Origin of the sequence: Paenibacillus sp. MMO-177 (assembly GCF_037147795.1) — a bacterium.
Lineage (GTDB): Bacteria > Bacillota > Bacilli > Paenibacillales > Paenibacillaceae > Pristimantibacillus.
This window is the reverse complement of sequence record NZ_JBBCUR010000003.1, coordinates 164639-182240: the sequence shown is the minus strand read 5'-3', so window position 1 is coordinate 182240 and position 17602 is coordinate 164639. Positions and strand designations below refer to the sequence as shown.

Genomic DNA, 17602 nt, shown 5'->3' with positions numbered 1-17602 from the left:
CGGGAGGGCATCGAAATGTGGAAGAACGCCATTGAAAATACGCTGCAAGTAACCAGAGCCAATATCGAGCGGTTTGGAAGCAAGTTCCCGCATGTCAGCGAAAATAGCAGCGGTCAGTACGTGCTTATTGAAAATGAAGGCTGGACGGAAGGCTTCTGGCCAGGAATTTTATGGCTTAGCTATGAGTATTCCGGAGACCAAGCGTACCGGGAAGCTGCTGTGCAGACGGTTCAAAGTCTAGGAAAGCGGCTCGAGAACAACTTGAGTTTGGATCATCACGACATCGGCTTCTTGTATTCCTTGTCTTCGAAGGCACAATGGATATTGGAGAAGGACGAAGCTGCCAAGCAAATAACGATAGATGCTGCCAAAGTATTGATGAAGCGCTGGCGCGAAAACATGAATATTTTGCAGGCATGGGGACCAAAGAATGATCCCGTAAACGGCGGCCGTATAATCATTGACTGTATGATGAACCTTCCGCTGCTGCATTGGGCTTATCTGCAGACCGGGAACATGTCGTTCAGGGAAGCCGCAGAGAAACATACGGAGATGAGCCGCCGCTTCCTTGTGCGCGGAGACGATTCCTCTTACCATACCTTCTGGTTTCATCCCGAGACCGGCGATTCCAACCGGGGAGGAACCCATCAAGGCTTTAAAGACGGCTCGACTTGGACTCGCGGACAAGCGTGGGGAATCTACGGATTTGCGCTAGCCTATCGTTATTTGCGGAAGCCGGAGTATCTGGAGACAGCCAAGCGGCTTGCCAACTATTTTGCGGACCGAATTCCGGAGGATGGCGTGGTGTATTGGGACTTTGACGCGCCTCAGGTGCCGGAAACCAAAAGAGACAGCTCAGCTTCGGCCATTGCGGCTTCCGGCATGCTGGAGATTTGCGGCTTCCTGCCGAACAACGATCCCGTGTACAAAAAGCTGATGCAAGCGGTGAACCGCTCCATGGAAGGACACGTCAGCCATTACTCAACGCATGGAGAGAGAGAAGCGGAAGGCTTCTTGAACCGCGGTTCATATTCCGTACGCACCCATACATCGCCGGACGATTATACGATTTGGGGCGATTATTTCTACCTCGAAGCGCTTATGCGCCTTGAAAAAGGCATCCCGGGTTACTGGTACGAACGTTAGATATCATTAGAATGGCAATGAAGACAAGACAGCAGGGGGCAAATACGATGGCTGAAGTAAAGAAGGATCGCGAGCAATGGATAGAGTGGATGCTTCGGATCGGAAGGCCGGTACTGGAGGCTTTAGCAGAACGCAAGCTGAAGGAACGAATGCCGGTTCAAGCGGTGATAGGTGACCGCAGCGAATATACATTCCTTGAAGCCATGGGACGCTTGCTTGCCGGAATGGCTCCTTGGTTCGAGCTGACAGGCTTAACGGGTGAAGAGGAGAAACTGCGTAGAGGGATGGCGCAATTGGCTAGAGAAGCCATTGATGCGGCAACGGATCCAGCTTCGCAGGATTTTATGAACTTCGCCAGCGGCTATCAGCCGATTGTGGATACCGCCTTTTTGTCCCATGCCCTAGTCCGGGCACCGCGAGAATTGCTGGGCAAGCTTGATGACCGGGTGAAGCAAAACGTAATCAGCGGCTTGAAGGCGACCCGGTCAAGAAAACCGGTCTATAACAATTGGCTGTTATTCGCTGCTATGACCGAAACCGCATTATATGCGCTTGGCGAGGATTGGGACCCGATGCGTATCGATTATGCCCTGAAAAAGCATCAAGAATGGTATTTGGGCGATGGGGTATATGGGGACGGACCGGAATTTCATTGGGACTACTACAATGGATTCGTTATTCAACCGATGCTGGTCGATATTCTCCGGACGGTAGGACCGGAATTGCCGGAATGGGAGCAATTAACGACTGTTGCCATGAACCGGGCGGCCCGTCATGCGGCTCAGCAGGAGCGTTTGATCTCTCCGGAAGGCACGTTCCCGCCGATCGGGCGCTCTCTTGCTTACCGGTTTGGCGCATTCCAACTGCTGTCGCAGTCCGTGCTTCAAGGCTGGCTTCCGGGAAACATCTCGCCTAATCAGGTAAGGTGTGCGCTGACGGCGGTTATCCGCCGAATGATTGAGCAGCCAGGCACCTTCGATGAGGAAGGCTGGCTGCGAATCGGATTTTGCGGCGACCAAGAGGATATTGGCGAAGGATACATCTCGACAGGCAGCTTGTATCTATGCGCTGCCGTATTCCTGCCCCTCGGGCTGCAGCCAGAGCATCCGTTCTGGCATGGCGAAGCCGATTGGACTTCCAAGAAGGCATGGTCCGGTAAGCCGTTCCCGATAGATGAGGTACTTAAGTGATAGATGTAAAAAAAACCCCGGTTCTCGCAATCCGCGAGAAACCGGGGGTTTTGTTTACCCTTGCTTCAAACGAAGCATCATCGTCCAGAGATCAGCAGACTCATAGCCGAGGCGCCAGGCGGCAACGCCGGCTAGGTCGTATTTGATCGCGAGGTTGATCCGCGCTTGCACGCTGCTTGCGGTCTCTGCCCAGAATACATAGGTGAAGCCGTCCTTCACGTATTTGTATTTGGTCTGGCCGGGAGTGGCAGGATCGGAGACGCCAACGGCATTCGTGTCCGCGATCAGCTGCGGAATGTCGCTCATCAGAACCGCGCGGTTGCTGACGAGATTGCCGGAGCCGTCAATCTTCCATTCCCGAACGTAGAACGGAATGCCCAGCATCAGCTTGCTGCGAGGTACGCCGTACGCGAGGAACTGCTGAACGCCCTTTTCCACCCAAGGGAGACTGGCTACGGAACCCGCGGATGAGCTTCCGCTCCAATGCTCGTCATACGCCATTATGATGATTGTATCTACCACTTGAGCAAGCGCCGCATGGTCGTAGGCGGTGAGATGATCCCAGCTGACATCGCCGCGCGGCAGGTCGATGGAAACCTTGAGCCCTTTGTCATGAGCCGCTTTCGTTAGAGCGGTTACGAAAGCGATGTATCCGGCCCGGTCCGTGCCGGCAACTTCTTCGAAGTCGATATTTACTCCGTATACGCCCAAGGTATCAAGCTTAGTTACCAGACTAGAGATGAATTGCTGCTGAGCATTCGAATTGGCCAGAAAGGCCGTTGTCATCTGCTTATCGAAGTCGTTCGACACAAGCGGCATCACTTGTATGCCTTGCGCCTTCAACGTCGTTACAATCGAAGGATCCGACAAATCGGTTAATGCGCCATTGCTATCCTTCAGCTCGAACCAGGATGGGGAGTCGATGGACAGGCCTTGCGTCTTCGACGTTTGATTCAGGATCGTCTGGCTGTTGGATGAACCGTTCCATGCCAGATAGACAAGGTTTTTCGTATTGCTCCACAATTTGCGGCCGTCTGCATTGATGACATAGCTGTTGGAATAACCTTTCGCATAAGCGACGGCCGATGTCCGGGTAAAGAACGTTTTTAATTTGTTATTGCCCTGATAAACCGAGAGATAAGGCACGCTGGTCCACCAGGTTGTTCCGTTATGTTTGACTTCGGAGTTTCCGAAATATTTGGCATATTGCAAGGCAGGCTGCAGAGCGACAAAGGATTTGATCGTTTTACCGCTTTGCTGAACATCGTAGGTCGGCACGTTGGAATGGACGACAAGTCCGGATACCTCGTTTACAACGGTACTGTTCGAAATGGCTGCCGCTGCTTTTATCGCATCGTACAGAAAAGCATACGTTTTTGTCCCATCCACCGGTACCTGATCTACCTTAATGGAGTAGACCGGGCTGCCGCTCCGTATTTTTTTCTCCGTAGCATCCGTTATGTTGTCCCAGATCCAGCTGTTTGAGCTGAGCTCCATAATATGCGCGTTTGTCCAGCGTTTAGCTTCCTGCTTGGCCGCGTCGAGGGTCGTGTAACCCCAGTTGGCATTTGTTTTGTCGCCTTGATAGAGCTGATATTTCGGATAGGATTGATAAATCCAGCCCGGGCTTTCCAGATCCCGGATATGTACGTCTTTCATCTTCCTGGCTGCGGCCATTGCCTCGTTGTACGTGCGGTATTCCCATTTGGTGCTGGAAATGCCGCCTTGATAGATTTTGTACCTGGGCAGATTGTCCCACACCCACTCACGGCCCGTAATCGCTTCCACATGACTGTACTCGAAACCTGACGCGTAAGCAATCGCCTGTTTATCGGTAGCAAATTCACGCAATGCACGATCGTTCTGATAGACGCGATACTTGGTCATTGTGCCGGAAACCGGGCTGGCTGCCATGCTGATCGCGGATGCCCCAATGGTTTGGGCAACGAACAGAAGCAGAACTGCCGCCGATAGTTTTTTGAACATGCTTATCTATCACTCTCCTCTCAAAGTCTACTAACTTAGACGCAATTAAGAGGGATAGGTTGCGATGATTTTCAGTCGTCGTTCAGGTGTAAATTATGGCAAATCACATGCAAACCTCATGGGGATGGATAAAAGAAGTGGAAAAGAATAACAATAATAGCGTGAAGGAAAAAGCTGGATGAGGTGATGGCATGGCACAGCTGTTCGAACGGCTGGACCTGAAGGAGTGGCTGGATGGGGATAGCGTAGAGCCGGTGGAGCTGGAAAAAAGCCTCCGGGAAGTGTGGGGCGTCAACCGGTATCTTGGCGGAAATCCGGCTTTGTTTGTTCATATCGGGAGGCTGATGCGCAAGCTGGCGCCAAACGAACCGGTGCGGGTATTGGATGTAGCGACGGGGCTCGCGGACCTTCCGGTTGCTTTTGTTGACTGGTGTAAAAAAAGAGGCAGGAGCGTCTCGCTTGTCGCCGTGGACAACCATCCGCAAATCGTGCAGCTGGCTGCCCGCCGAACGGATGCGTATCCAGCCATTGAAGTCCTGCATGCGGACGGAACCGATCTGCCTTTTGCAGACCGCAGTTTTGATCTGGCCTTTTGCAATCTTGCCCTGCACCATTTGGACGAGCCATCTGCTATTAAGCTGCTCGCCGAAATGGCCCGAGTGACCCGCGCAGGCTGGGTTGTCACGGATCTGGAGCGGCATCGCCTCGCTTATATGGCGGCCAAGCTGCTGGCCAAATTCGTATGGAAAAGCCCGGTAACGAGACATGATGGGCCGCTGTCGGTCATGCGCTCCTTCACTCCGCAGGAGGCAAGGCGGCTCGTTGAGCTCGCCGGCGTGAACGCAGCCGTACATAAACATTTTCCGTTCCGGTTAGCCGTAGTTGGCCATGAATAGGTATGACGTCATTGTTGTAGGCGCCGGCCCGTCCGGCAGCGCATCCGCCAATTTGCTGGCTGCCGGCGGGGTTCGCGTCTTGCTGCTGGATGCGGAAGCCTTCCCGCGGCGCAAGCCTTGCGGCGAATCCTTGAATCCGGGCGCGGTTGCCGCCCTTGGGAGAATAACGGGGCATTCTCATGCCCGGGAAGCCTTTGATTTCCCGTCCAGTCCGATACAAGGCTGGAGAGTAAGCAGCGGACGTGCTTCGCTGGAAGCCGCGTATCCGGAAGGGCAGTATGGTGCGGGATGCCGCAGGGAACAGGTTGATCTTTGGCTTGCGGAGCAGGCCAGCCGCGCTGGTGCCGTATTTGAACAGCGTACGAAGGTGGAGCGTCTGATCTGGGATGGAGATCATGTTGCTGGCGTAATTGCCCGTTCCCCGGAAGGGAGGCCGGTGCAGATACGCGCCTCGCTAGTGATCGGAAGTGACGGCTTGCGGTCGGTTGTGGCGAGAAACGCCAAGGTGAGCCGGTTCGGGCCGCTTCGCAAAGCTGCATTTACGGCTCGTTTGAACGGGGTGCGCGGATTAAATGGAAGGGTTGAGCTGTTTACGGCCGGTGAAGGAAAAGTCATTGGCCTCGCTCCTATTGGAGCCGGGCTGGCGAATATGACCGTAGTGCTTGGCAGCGCCAAGGCAGCTTTATTAGCTGACAAAGACCGTTCCGGGCTAGTTCTTCGTGAAGCGAGGGCTGTACCCGAGCTGACGGAACGGCTGCGGGATGCGGAGATCGAAGGCGGCGTGCTGACATGCGGCCCCTTCGACAGGCCGGTCATTCCGCATGACATGGCGGGTATGGTTCTGCTCGGCGATGCGGCGGGTTATTACGATCCGTTAACCGGACAAGGCATCTATCGGGCATTAAGAAGCGCGGAGCTCGCCGCACCCGCTATCGTACAGACGCTTCAGACAGGCGGCTCCGAGCCGCTCAGGCAGTATAGGATGGCCCTTCAAGCCGAGTTTGCAACCGCAACAAGACTGCAGCACATCATTGAACGGTTAAGCAGGCAGCCTTTCTTATGGCGTTCAGCCCTTAGAATCATTGGCAATTCCTCGCTGCTTACCAATAGGCTTGCCGAGATCATCGGAGATTGCCCGAAGGAGACGAATACATGTATACCCGTAATGAAATCACCATAAATTGCGATAAAAAAACGGCTTTCCGGTATGCTCGGGAGGTGGAGAATTGGCCGGTGCTGCTTCCGCATTACCGGGGCGTACAGTTCGAGCAGGGCGGCAGCGACCGGGGCGGGCTTGTCATGATGCGGGCGGTTAGACCGTTTAAGCCGTTTAAATGGCCGGTCTGGTGGGTTAGCGAAATGAATGTGGACGAGCAGCTATGCTCGGTATATTACAAGCATGTTCGCGGCGTTACTTCCGGAATGGAAGTCGAATGGCGGATAGAAGAGCCGCAGGGAGAGAGGGATCAGGTAAAAGTGACGATCATCCATCGTTGGCTGCAGCCGCCGCTTGGCAGAAGACTAGCAGCCGACATGATAGGCGAAGTATTCGTCTATGCGATCGCGGACCGGACTTTGCGGGGCCTGAAACAACAGATCGAAAAGCATGGGAACCAGCAGGACATACAGGAAGAGGTGGGCTAATATGAACGACATTAGAGCGGTGGTAACGGGCATCGGCTGCGTAACTCCGATTGGCATAGGAGTCGAAGCGTTATGGGCAGGTGTGCAGCGAGGAGAGAGCGCCGTCAAACCGATTGACCGATTTGTACCGGAAGGGCTTCGCAGCCGGATTGCCGCGCAAATTCCGCATTTCGACGCGACGGCTTTTATGGACAAGAAACGGGCGCACCGGATGGACCGTTATTCCCAGCTGGCGGTATCCGGCGGCATTATGGCGCTTCGCGATGCCGGACTGGATGCGGAGGATTTGGAAACCGAGCGGGCTGGCGTCTTTATGGGCTCGGCTTTAGGCGGAATTGCTTTCGCGGAGGAGCAATGCGGACAATATTTCCAAGGCGGCTTCCGTTCGGTATCTCCAACGCTTGGTTTCTCCGTATTTGGCGGGGCCGCCTCCTGCAATCTTGCAATGGAATTTGGATTTACCGGGCCAAACGAAACAAATGCGATGTCCTGCGGCTCCGGCGCGGTTGCCATCGGCAGGGCTTTGCAGGCCATCCGGCGCGGCGAAGCGGATGTCGTGCTGGCGGGCGGATCCGAAGCGCCGCTGGCTCCGTTGTCTTTTGGAGCTTTCGATATGCTTCGCGCGATGTCGACGCGCAATGAAGAACCGTCAAGCGCAAGCAGACCGTTTGACCGGAACCGGGACGGCTTTGTAATGGGAGAAGGCTCCGCCATTCTTGTTATTGAAGCCGAGCATCATGCCCGTGCCCGCGGCGCAAGGATTTACGGAGAGCTGGCTGGCTTTGGCTTAACGAACGACGCCCACCATATGAGCGCGCCGCTCCCCACGGGAGAGCAGGCTGCCCGGGCGCTTAAGCTTGCGCTCTCCAGCGCGGATATGTCGCCGGATGACGTCTCGTACGTCAATGCGCATGGTTCTTCAACGCTGCTTAATGATGTCACGGAATCGAAAGTGATCCGGAGCGTATTCGGCAGCCGTCCGGTAGCGGTCAGCGGAACAAAAGGCTTGTACGGTCATCCGCTTGGAGCGTCCGGGGCAATAGAGGCGGCAATTACGCTGCTTTCCTTGAATAAAGGCTGGCTGCCGCCAACAACGAATTTGAACGACCCGGATCCGGAGGCCGAGATTGATCTGGTCTCCCGGCAAGCCAGAGAAGTGAAGGCGGAGGCAGCCGTATCGAATTCCTATGGCTTCGGCGGGGTTAATGCGGTATTGGCGTTCCGCAAAGCATAATGAAAAGGCAGTTTCCGTTATCTCAACGGGAACTGCCTTTTTCTATTACATCTCTTGTACGAACGTTGCCAAACACATGTTCGGTTGTTGGTGCAAATTGTACGGCAAGGACACGGCATCACTTGCCCGCAAGCGAATATTGTAATAATAGGATGGGTGGAGTCGAAGCGGTAAATCCTGATCGGAAGGGCGGGAACCAGCATGGAAATACCCGTATATCGCCCGCAAAACCATGTGCGATTTATTACGGCAGCCGCTTTATTTGACGGGCATGACGCATCAATCAACATTATGAGGCGGATTCTGCAAGCTTCCGGGGTCGAGGTTATTCATCTTGGCCATAACCGGTCGGTTCATGAAGTGGCTAGCGCAGCGGTACAAGAGGATGTTCAGGGCATTGCGATAAGCTCCTATCAGGGCGGTCATATTGAATATTTAACCTACATGTTTGATGTGCTGAAGGAGGCCGGAGCGGGGCATATCAAAATTTTCGCGGGCGGAGGCGGCGTCATTATTCCTTCCGAGATTGAGGCGTTGGAGCGATACGGCATCGCGAAAGTGTTCTCCCCGGAGGATGGCCGCAGGATGGGGCTGCAGGGGATGATTAATGCCATGATTGAAGCTTGCGATCATCCGACGCCGAGACAGGCCGAACAGGATCTCAAGCTAGTGAAGCAGCGCAATTGGGGAGCGATTGCCAGGCTGATCTCCTCGGCCGAGAATCAGGCAGCGGGCGCTTCTGCCGATGACGGTGCCGCTATCGTCCTGCAGCAGCTGCGGGAGCAGGTCCCAGGAGTGCCGGTGCTAGGGATAACCGGAACGGGAGGCGCCGGCAAAAGCTCCTTGACGGATGAGCTAGTACGCCGGTTCCTGGACTATTTTCCGAACCGCTCGATTGCGGTAATATCGGTAGATCCGACCAAAATGAAGTCCGGCGGGGCTCTTCTTGGGGACAGGATCCGAATGAATGCCATTCATGATCCGAGGGCTTACATGCGCAGCATGGCGACAAGAAAATCAAAGTCGGAGATCAGCGAAGCGACAGGCGATGCGATCGCGGTCGTCAAGCAAGCGGGATACGACTTTGTTATCGTGGAGACCAGCGGGATTGGCCAAGGGGATGCAGCCATTGTAGAGCTGTGCGATATCGCGATGTATGTCATGACCAGCGAATACGGCGCACCTAGCCAGCTGGAGAAGATCGATATGATTGATTATGCCGACGTTATCGTTATTAACAAATTTGAACGCCAAGGATCAGAGGATGCCTTGAGGGATGTCCGCAAGCAGTACAAGCGAAGCAGACGGCTTGATAAGGCTCCCAACGAGCAGCTTCCCGTATTCGGAACGATGGCAAGTCAATTCAACGATTCCGGCGTAACGATGCTCTTCCGGCATGTGATGAAGTTAGCCCAGGATAAAATCGGCGGCAGTTGGCCGGTTAGGCTGGATGAGTCCGGTTTAAGGGCAACAAAGAGGAACCAGATTATCCCGCAAGACCGAATCGGATATTTGCGCGAGATTGTTCAGACGGTCCGGCAATATAAGAAGGATATCGAGGAGCAGGTTGCGATTGTCCGCACGCTTGCTCAGCTGAAGGGCACGAGGCAGCTGATTTACGCCAATCAGGAACGGCTTCTAACGAGAGAGGAAACGGCTCTTTTCGCGGATAAGCTTGATGCGATGGCGGCAGAGTGGGAAGAACGGCTGCATCCGGATTGCCGGAAGCTGCTGGCCGATTGGCCGACCATTCGCAATCTTTACCGGCCGGTGGTACTGGAATCGCTTTCGGGCAGCGCGGTGCCTAGAGTCAGCCTTCCTAAATTCCATGAGACTGGAGAGCTGCTCCGATGGTTATTGAAGGAGAATTTGCCGGGCTATTTCCCGTATACGGCTGGTGTATTTGCTTTCAAGCGAACCGACGAAGATCCTAAACGCCAATTTGCAGGAGAAGGCACGCCGGAACGGACGAACCGCCGGTTCCATTATTTATGCCGGAATGATGAGGCCAAGCGGCTGTCCACCGCCTTCGACAGCGTGACCTTGTATGGCCAGGATCCGAGCGACCGCCCCGATATTTACGGAAGAATCGGGAACAGCGGGGTCAATGTATGCACGCTTGAGGATATGAAGAAGCTGTACGAAGGCTTTGATCTATGCCATCCGTCCGTTAGCGTCTCAATGACGATTAACGGGCCGGCGCCTATCCTTCTAGCGATGTTCATGAATACGGCAATCGATCAGCAAGTGGATAAATTCGCTGCGGAAAACGGCCGGCAGCCCGATGAAGCGGAATTCCGGAAAATCAAGGCGCGAGCGCTGCGTTCCGTGCGCGGAACGGTGCAGGCCGATATTTTGAAGGAGGATCAGGGGCAGAATACGTGCATTTTCAGTACGGAGTTTTCGCTCAAAATGATGGGAGACATCCAGCAATATTTTATCGATCATGGGGTGCGCCATTATTATTCCGTCAGCATAAGCGGTTACCACATCGCGGAGGCCGGCGCCAATCCGGTCACGCAGCTGGCGTTTACGCTGGCGAACGGCTTCACCTATGTCGAGTATTATTTGGCCCGGGGCATGTCTATCGATGAATTCGCTCCGAATCTATCTTTCTTCTTCAGCAACGGTCTTGATCCCGAATATAGCGTAATGGGGCGCGTGGCGCGGCGCATCTGGGCAACCGTCATGAAATACAAATACGGGGCTAACGAACGAAGCCAAAAGCTGAAATATCATATCCAGACATCGGGCCGCTCGCTGCATGCGCAGGAAATGGATTTTAACGATATCCGGACAACGCTGCAAGCGTTAATGGCCACCTACGATAACTGCAACTCCTTGCATACCAATGCGTATGACGAGGCGGTCACGACCCCCACGGAGAACTCCGTGCGCCGCGCGATGGCGATCCAGCTTATCATCAACCGGGAGTTTGGACTGGCGAAGAACGAGAATCCGCTTCAGGGCTCGTTTATCGTTGAGGAACTTACCGACCTGATGGAGGAGGCTGTGCTGCAGGAGTTTTTGCGCATCCACGAGCGCGGCGGTGTGCTGGGCGCAATGGAAACCCAGTATCAACGGGGAAAAATCCAGGAGGAGTCGTTATTTTACGAGCAGAAAAAGCACGCCGGGGAGCTGCCGATTATCGGAGTAAACACGTTCCTCAATCCCAACCCCGAAGAATTACGCACAGATATCGAGCTGGCACGGTCAACGGAAGCGGAGAAGCTGGCTCAAATCCGCCAACTGCAGGCTTTTCAGAGGAAGCATCAGGAAGAGTGCTCGGGCGTGCTCGAGGAGCTGAAGAAAGCGGCGGTAACCGGCGGCAATCTGTTCGAAGCCTTAATGGAGGTTGTAAAAAGCGCTTCGATCGGCCAAATAACGGCTGCGTTATTTGAAGTTGGCGGCCAGTACAGGAGGAATATGTAAGGAAGGGGTGTTGCTCATTATTTACCTCAAGCTGCCGAAGCGGGATATTGCGCAAGAAGCCGTTGATCAGGCATGGGCGAATGACCGGAAGAGACAAGAAGAGAAGCGGATAGGGGACTCTTAGATACGGCTAAAGAACAGAAAAAGCCTCCAATCCATACGGATTGGAGGCTTCCTTCTGCCTGGCTAGTCTTCAATATCCGCCCACATTTCCTCTTCGTCCACATCCAGCTTAATGTTGGTGCGGAAGACGCGGAGGTTGTACTGCCGGTACATATATTGCTCGATGGCTTCGAGCAGATTCGCTTCAATGATATATTGGCTCCGACCGTTAACCCATACTTCAGCGGTGAAGCCGTACTCTTCATCCCAAGCCAGCTGCACCTCCACGTCCGAAGGCTGCACGCCTCTTCGATCTGCCATATGCAGACAAACGGCATTGATAATTTCGTCCGTGTAAATTCTTGTCATTTAGTAAGGTCTCCGCGTATCGGGATTATTTTTCTTCTTGAACATTCTGAACAGCGAAATCACGATTCTTACCAGAACAAAGATCGCAATCAAGTTAATCAAAAGGCCTAAGAACTGACCCATGCCGCCCATGTTGCCAAGCAGACCGCCGAACAGCATGCCTGCGAGACCGCCGATTAACATACCCTTCATGAAGCCGCCGCCGCTGAAAAAGCCTTTGTTCGTTGTTGCTGCGCCGGTTTTGTTCGTTGCTGCTCCGGTCTTTGTACCGGGATTCGATTCCTGTACGTTAGCTTGTTTCTTAGGCGTTTGCGTGTAACTTTGTTTTGGCGATTTGAATCCGCCGCCTCGCTTTGCCGCATCCGCTTGGCCTAAACCAAATGTCAGGAACAAAGCGAAAGCCATGATGACCAGTAACCCTTTTTTCATTGTGTACGTCTCCTCCTGCTTCAATGTGTAGCTCATTAATTGCTATGATACACATTTACGGCTAATATTAACGGAGGTTTCAAAATATTTTTGTACACAATGTTCCAAATCATATATATGCAAGGGAGTGAACCCCTATGAATTATCCATCTGCTTATTTATCGTATTTAGCGGAGTTTAACGGAACGCGGGATTTCTTCGAATGCCATGAGCTTCTGGAGACGTACTGGAAAGAGCATCCGGACGATCCGCGGGCTCAGTCGTGGGTTGGACTCATTCAGCTTGCGGTTGGCCAATATCATGAGCGGCGGGGAAATTTGAGAGGTGCTGCAAAAATGTATGAAAAGGCACTCAGTAAGCTGGATCGGTCCTCCCTTGAGCAGTTAGGTCTGGACGGAAAGCAGGCTATCTCGGATCTTTCGCGCCGATATGACTGTCTGCAGAACGGTCAATCGCTGCCCTATCAAGACATAACGCTTATCGTAAAGGATCCCGAGCTTGAACGGCAATGCATTCTGCTTTGCGAATCCTTGCAGGCGGATTGGGGAAGCAGCAGTCCAATGGACATGGACGAGTTGATTCACCGTCACAAATTGCGAGACCGCAGTGACGTGATAGCGGAGAGGGCGGCAGCCATCGAAGCGAAAAAAAGGAACCGGGCCGTGGAATAACCACGGGTTCGGTTCCTTTTTTTGATATGTCCTATTTTTGGTAGCCGTCCACGATCAGGTCAAGCGCGCCTGTATCAGGGTGAATGGCAAGGCCGTGTACAGGAGTGTTTGGCGGAAGAAGCGGGTGGTTGCGCACGATGCTAACGCTCTTCTCAACGCTGTCGCGCAGGTTGTCAAAGCCGGTCAGCCAGCGGTTCAGGTCTACGCCGGAATGACGAAGCGTATTGATGGTTTGCTCGGAAATGCCGCGTTCGAGCATGTGGCCGACAACAGTGTCCGGATCGATGCCGGTCATGCCGCAACCGTGGTGCGCGATAATAAACACTTCGTCTGCTTTCAGCTCGTACAGCGCCACAAGGACACTGCGCATAATGTTGCCGAATGGCTGCGTAATAATCGCGCCGGCGTTTTTGATAATTTTGGCATCGCCGTTTTTCAGGTTCAATGCTTTAGGAAGCAGCTCAACAAGCCGCGTGTCCATGCAAGTGACAACAACGATTTTGCGGTTAGGAAACTTATCCGTAAGATATTGCTCGTACTCTTTGTTTTCGACGAATGCTTTGTTGTGATTCAAGATTTTTTCCAGATTGTTCATTTGAATTACCTCCTAATAATAACGATGAAAGATTTTAGTTCTTCAGAAAGCGAAGGTCAAGCGTATAAATCTGGCTGTCGCTCTTGAGGCTGTACGCCTCGCGCGCGGCATCGTAATCCATACGTAGCTCCGGCTCGAAAAACACTTCATGGCGAGGCTCATACCAGAACGGGAACGGGTCGCCTTGGGCAAGCCGGTCATCCGGTCCGCCTTGTTCAATGAGCTGAAGAGCCGGAACGCCGCTGACGACGCAGCCGCAGCCTTCTGTATCATGCAGCAGCTTAAGCTGCTTGCGGCCATCCTCTATGTAAGGAGTCAGCGACTTAACGGCAGCAGGAGTAAAAGTGATGCGCATGTAGTATTCTCTCCTTCTCTCTACTCTATTAACGACATAAAAAGGTTAAAGTTGATTATACGTTTTGTAATCGTTAAGATCAAGATAGGCTCTGTTCAAAATGAGCAAATTTGGAATAGGGAAGGTGGATGGAATAATGACCGTACATAAGGAAACAACCGCAAAGTTTTTGGAGACAATCCGTAAAATTAAAAGCTACGAGGAAGCGTTAGGCGTTCTGTATTGGGATCTCCGGACCGGGGCGCCGCGAAAAGGAATGGATACCCGATCGGAGGTTATCGGCGCTTTGTCCGGCGATATGTTCAAGCTTTCGACCTCGCCCGAGCTTGGCGAATATTTGAGCGAGCTGGAGCAGCCTGCCGCACAGGAGCAGCTATCCGATATTGAACGGAAGCTCGTTAGCGAAACGCGCAAAGACTACGATCGAAGCGTCAAAATTCCACCAAAGCTCTATCAAGAATATGTTGTGCTTGCTTCGCAGGCGGAATCCAAGTGGGAGGAAGCAAAAGCAAGCAACGATTACGCCAGCTTCCAGCCGCTTCTCGAAAAAGTAATCGATTATACGCAGCAATTTATTGATCTGTGGGGGCCGAAGGCAACCCGTTATGATACCTTGCTTGATCAATATGAACCGGGAATGACAACGGCAGAGCTGGACCGCGTATTTGGCGGTTTGCGCGAACAGCTTGTTCCGCTTGCCGCGGCAATTGCGGCGTCCCCGCATCAGCCGGATACTTCCTTCCTCGGGCAAAAATACGATAAGCAGGCGCAAAAGGCGTTCAGCTTATTTATTTTGAACCAGATGGGCTACAACTTCGAAGCCGGCCGCCTTGACGAGAGCGTCCATCCGTTTGCAACCGGGCTTAACCCGGGCGATGTCCGCATCACGACCCGCTACTTGGAAGATGACGTGACCAGCGCGTTGTTCGGCACCATTCACGAGGGCGGGCATGCGTTGTACGAGCAAAATATTATGCCCGAGCTGATCGGCACTACGCTGTGCACGGGCACATCGATGGGCATCCACGAATCGCAGTCTCGCTTCTGGGAGAATGTCATCGGACGCAGCAAGCCTTTCTGGGAACAGTATTTCGGCAAGCTGCAGGAGAAATTCCCCGGCCAGCTGGATGTAACGGTGGAACAGTTCTACCGCGGCATCAACGTCGTGCAGCCGTCCCTGATTCGGATCGAAGCCGACGAACTGACTTACAACCTGCATATTATTATTCGCTACGAGATCGAGAAAATGATCTTTAATGAAGGCGCAAAAGCAGCCGACCTGCCGGCGATCTGGAACGACAAGTACAAAGAGTACCTGGGCATCGTTCCTCCGTCTAATGCGGAAGGCGTGCTGCAGGACGTCCACTGGTCCGGCGGCGCGTTCGGCTACTTCCCGTCGTATTCGCTTGGCAATATGTATGCGGCGCAAATCGCCGATACGATGGAGCGAGAGCTCGACGGCTTCTGGAACCTGGTCGGCCGAGGCGAGCTGCTTCCGATTAAGGAATGGCTGACCGAGCGCATCTACAAGTTCGGCAAGCTGAAGTCGCCGTCGGAGCTGATCCAAAGCGTTACCGGCAAGCCGCTTGATCCTCAGCATCTGGTGACTTATCTGGAGCGCAAATATAAGGATATCTATAAGCTGTAAAAGAAAGTGGCCGTCCCTTGTCGGGGCGGCTATTTTTTTGTGCTGGCCGCTGTAACACGGAAAATGCCTGCTATTCGGGGTAATGGATCAGTCTGGTGCACCCGAATCGAGTTTTAGCAGGGAGAAAACCTGCTATTCGGGGTAATGGAGCAGTCCGCGACACCCGAAGTGTGCTGTAACACGGAAAAAGCCTGCTATTCAGGGGGGTGGAGCAGTCCGGGGCACCCGGGGTGAGCAGTAACACGGAAAAAGCCTGCTATTCAGGGGAGTGGAGTAGTCCGGGGCACCCGGGGTGAGCAGTAACACGGAAAAAGCCTGCTATTCAGGGGAGTGGAGCAGTCCGCGGCACCCGAAGCAAGCTGTAGCAGGGAAAAAGCCTGCTATTCAGGGGAGTGGAGCAGCCCGCGACACTCGAGTCGAGCTGTAGCAGGGAAAAACGCCTGCTATTCGGGGTAATGGAGGTAGTCCGCAGCACCCGAAGTGTGCTGTAACACGGAAAAAGCCTGCTATTCGGGGTAATGGAGCAGTCCGCGGCACCCGGGGTGAGCTGTAACACGGAAAAAGCCTGCTATTCAGGGGAGTGGAGCAGCCCGCGGCACCCGGTGTGAGCTGTAGCAGGGAAAAAGCCTGCTATTCGGGTGAGTGGAGCAGCCCACGGCACACGATAAGAGCTGTAGCACGGAAAAAACCTGTTATTCGGGGGGGATTCGGGAACAACGGCAATCGGAAGAACATCCGAAATGCGGAGTGCCGTTTCAAAAGACGGAGCGCCCATTCGAATGCGGAGTGTCCATTGTTCGGAATGCACCGTCTTTTTGGCTCCTGCATAGGCTATCGTACTTACTACTTACTTAAATTGAGTAATCACGGGAGGTTTACGGATGAGAAGAAAGCTATGGCTGTCGCTGCTCCTCATTGTGGCGCTGACGACAACAGCCGCGCTGGCCGGCTGCGGCAAGGGAAGCTCGGAGAAAGTTAAGCTGACCATCGGCGAAGTAACGCGGTCGGTCTTTTATGCGCCGGAATATGTGGCACTGGCGAAAGGATTTTTCGCTGATGAAGGGTTGGACGTTACGCTGACAACGACGGCAGGCGGGGACAAAACGATGACCGCGCTGCTCTCCAACACGATTGACGTTGCGCTTGTTGGTTCGGAAACGTCGATCTATGTGTACCAGCAAGGCTCTGACGACCCTGTTATCAACTTTGCCCAAGTGACGCAAACCGACGGTACGTTCCTGGTTGCCCGGAAAGATACGAACTTTAACTGGAACAACCTGAAAGGCTCTACTTTCCTCGGCCAAAGAAAAGGCGGAATGCCGCAAATGGCGGGCGAATTCACGTTAAGAAAGCATAACATTGACCCGCATGCGGATCTGCAGCTTATTCAAAACGTCGACTTTGCCAACATCGCACCTGCATTTGCTTCCGGCACCGGCGATTATGTACAGCTGTTCGAACCAACGGCTTCTGTATTCGAGAAGCAAGGTACGGGCAAGGTTGTTGCCTCCTTTGGCGTAGAGAGCGGACATCTGCCTTACACCGTCTTTATGGCGAAGCAAAGCTATATCAAGAAAAATAATGCCGCGATCCAATCGTTCACCGATGCGATACACCGCGCTCAACTCTGGGTTCAGGAGAACGATGCCGCAACGATTGCGGACGCAGTAGCCCCTTACTTTGACAACGTAGATAAAGACATTCTGGTCAGTTCCATTGACCGGTACAAACAACAAGGCTCTTACGCAACGGACCCTGTCATTGACGAAGGCGAATGGAACAATCTTCTTGATGTGATGACCCAGGCAGGCGAGCTGAAAGAACGTACCGAATACGGCAAAATCGTGGATAACAGCTTTGCGGAAAAATCGATACAAGACGTGAAAAAATAAGCTTACGCTTACG

Annotated in this window: 15 protein-coding genes; 10 read left to right on the top strand and 5 right to left on the bottom strand. The window is 53.4% G+C overall.

Annotated features, from left to right (window positions below; translation table 11 throughout):
- Positions 1 to 15 precede the first annotated feature (15 nt).
- Together WFK81_RS11950 and WFK81_RS11945 are read left to right on the top strand one after the other, a co-directional pair.
- Positions 16 to 1146 (top strand): glycoside hydrolase family 88 protein, encoded by a 1131-nt coding sequence (locus WFK81_RS11950; RefSeq protein ID WP_336786650.1) that lies wholly within the window; start codon positions 16 to 18, stop codon positions 1144 to 1146.
- A 47-nt stretch (positions 1147 to 1193) separates the two neighbouring features.
- Positions 1194 to 2336 (top strand): DUF2264 domain-containing protein, encoded by a 1143-nt coding sequence (locus WFK81_RS11945; protein WP_336786649.1) that lies wholly within the window; start codon positions 1194 to 1196, stop codon positions 2334 to 2336.
- 54 nt (positions 2337 to 2390) lie between these two features.
- On the opposite strand, the gene WFK81_RS11940 is transcribed toward WFK81_RS11945, so the two are convergent.
- The gene (locus tag WFK81_RS11940) at positions 2391 to 4322 is read right to left on the bottom strand and encodes a glycosyl hydrolase family 18 protein (RefSeq protein ID WP_336786648.1); all 1932 of its coding nucleotides are present in this window, start codon (positions 4320 to 4322) and stop codon (positions 2391 to 2393) included.
- Positions 4323 to 4513: 191 nt separating this feature from the next.
- Here WFK81_RS11940 and WFK81_RS11935 point away from each other — a divergent pair, with 191 nt between their 5' ends.
- The 5 genes from WFK81_RS11935 (at position 4514) to icmF (ending at position 11528) form a co-directional block, all read left to right on the top strand.
- Positions 4514 to 5218: a methyltransferase domain-containing protein gene (locus WFK81_RS11935; RefSeq protein WP_336786647.1), complete on the top strand. Its 705-nt coding sequence runs from the start codon at positions 4514 to 4516 to the stop codon at positions 5216 to 5218.
- Complete coding sequence (locus WFK81_RS11930; RefSeq protein ID WP_336786646.1) at positions 5211 to 6398, top strand: NAD(P)/FAD-dependent oxidoreductase; 1188 nt, start codon at positions 5211 to 5213, stop codon at positions 6396 to 6398. The genes WFK81_RS11935 and WFK81_RS11930 overlap by 8 nt, the downstream gene beginning before the upstream one ends.
- Entirely contained in the window at positions 6371 to 6862 is a 492-nt protein-coding gene (locus WFK81_RS11925; RefSeq protein WP_336786645.1) for an SRPBCC family protein, read from the top strand. Before WFK81_RS11930 ends, WFK81_RS11925 begins: the two co-directional genes overlap by 28 nt.
- Position 6863: 1 nt before the next feature.
- On the top strand, positions 6864 to 8096 hold the full coding sequence (locus WFK81_RS11920) for a beta-ketoacyl-[acyl-carrier-protein] synthase family protein (RefSeq protein ID WP_336786644.1): 1233 nt from the start codon (positions 6864 to 6866) through the stop codon (positions 8094 to 8096).
- 201 nt (positions 8097 to 8297) lie between these two features.
- Complete coding sequence (gene icmF, locus WFK81_RS11915) at positions 8298 to 11528, top strand: fused isobutyryl-CoA mutase/GTPase IcmF (RefSeq protein WP_336786643.1); 3231 nt, start codon at positions 8298 to 8300, stop codon at positions 11526 to 11528.
- A gap of 186 nt (positions 11529 to 11714) precedes the next feature.
- Here the strand turns inward: icmF and WFK81_RS11910 are convergent, their stop codons facing one another.
- Both WFK81_RS11910 and WFK81_RS11905 read right to left on the bottom strand, forming a co-directional pair.
- A complete protein-coding gene (locus WFK81_RS11910) occupies positions 11715 to 11999 on the bottom strand; it encodes a YxcD family protein (RefSeq protein WP_336786642.1) in 285 nt (94 codons plus the stop codon).
- On the bottom strand, positions 12000 to 12428 hold the full coding sequence (locus tag WFK81_RS11905; RefSeq protein ID WP_336786641.1) for a hypothetical protein: 429 nt from the start codon (positions 12426 to 12428) through the stop codon (positions 12000 to 12002).
- 137 nt (positions 12429 to 12565) lie between these two features.
- Between WFK81_RS11905 and WFK81_RS11900 the strand changes: the two genes are divergently transcribed.
- Positions 12566 to 13099: a DUF309 domain-containing protein gene (locus tag WFK81_RS11900; RefSeq protein ID WP_336786640.1), complete on the top strand. Its 534-nt coding sequence runs from the start codon at positions 12566 to 12568 to the stop codon at positions 13097 to 13099.
- 31 nt (positions 13100 to 13130) lie between these two features.
- Here WFK81_RS11900 and WFK81_RS11895 read toward each other — a convergent pair whose 3' ends face one another.
- Together WFK81_RS11895 and WFK81_RS11890 are read right to left on the bottom strand one after the other, a co-directional pair.
- A complete protein-coding gene (locus tag WFK81_RS11895) occupies positions 13131 to 13694 on the bottom strand; it encodes a beta-class carbonic anhydrase (RefSeq protein ID WP_127491429.1) in 564 nt (187 codons plus the stop codon).
- Positions 13695 to 13728: 34 nt separating this feature from the next.
- Entirely contained in the window at positions 13729 to 14049 is a 321-nt protein-coding gene (locus WFK81_RS11890) for an iron-sulfur cluster biosynthesis family protein (RefSeq protein ID WP_336786639.1), read from the bottom strand.
- 136 nt (positions 14050 to 14185) lie between these two features.
- Between WFK81_RS11890 and WFK81_RS11885 the strand changes: the two genes are divergently transcribed.
- Both WFK81_RS11885 and WFK81_RS11880 read left to right on the top strand, forming a co-directional pair.
- A complete protein-coding gene (locus tag WFK81_RS11885) occupies positions 14186 to 15697 on the top strand; it encodes a carboxypeptidase M32 (protein ID WP_336786638.1) in 1512 nt (503 codons plus the stop codon).
- Between the two features lie 881 nt (positions 15698 to 16578).
- Positions 16579 to 17589, top strand: coding sequence for an ABC transporter substrate-binding protein (locus tag WFK81_RS11880; protein ID WP_336786637.1), 1011 nt, complete (start codon positions 16579 to 16581; stop codon positions 17587 to 17589).
- Positions 17590 to 17602: the final 13 nt, after the last annotated feature.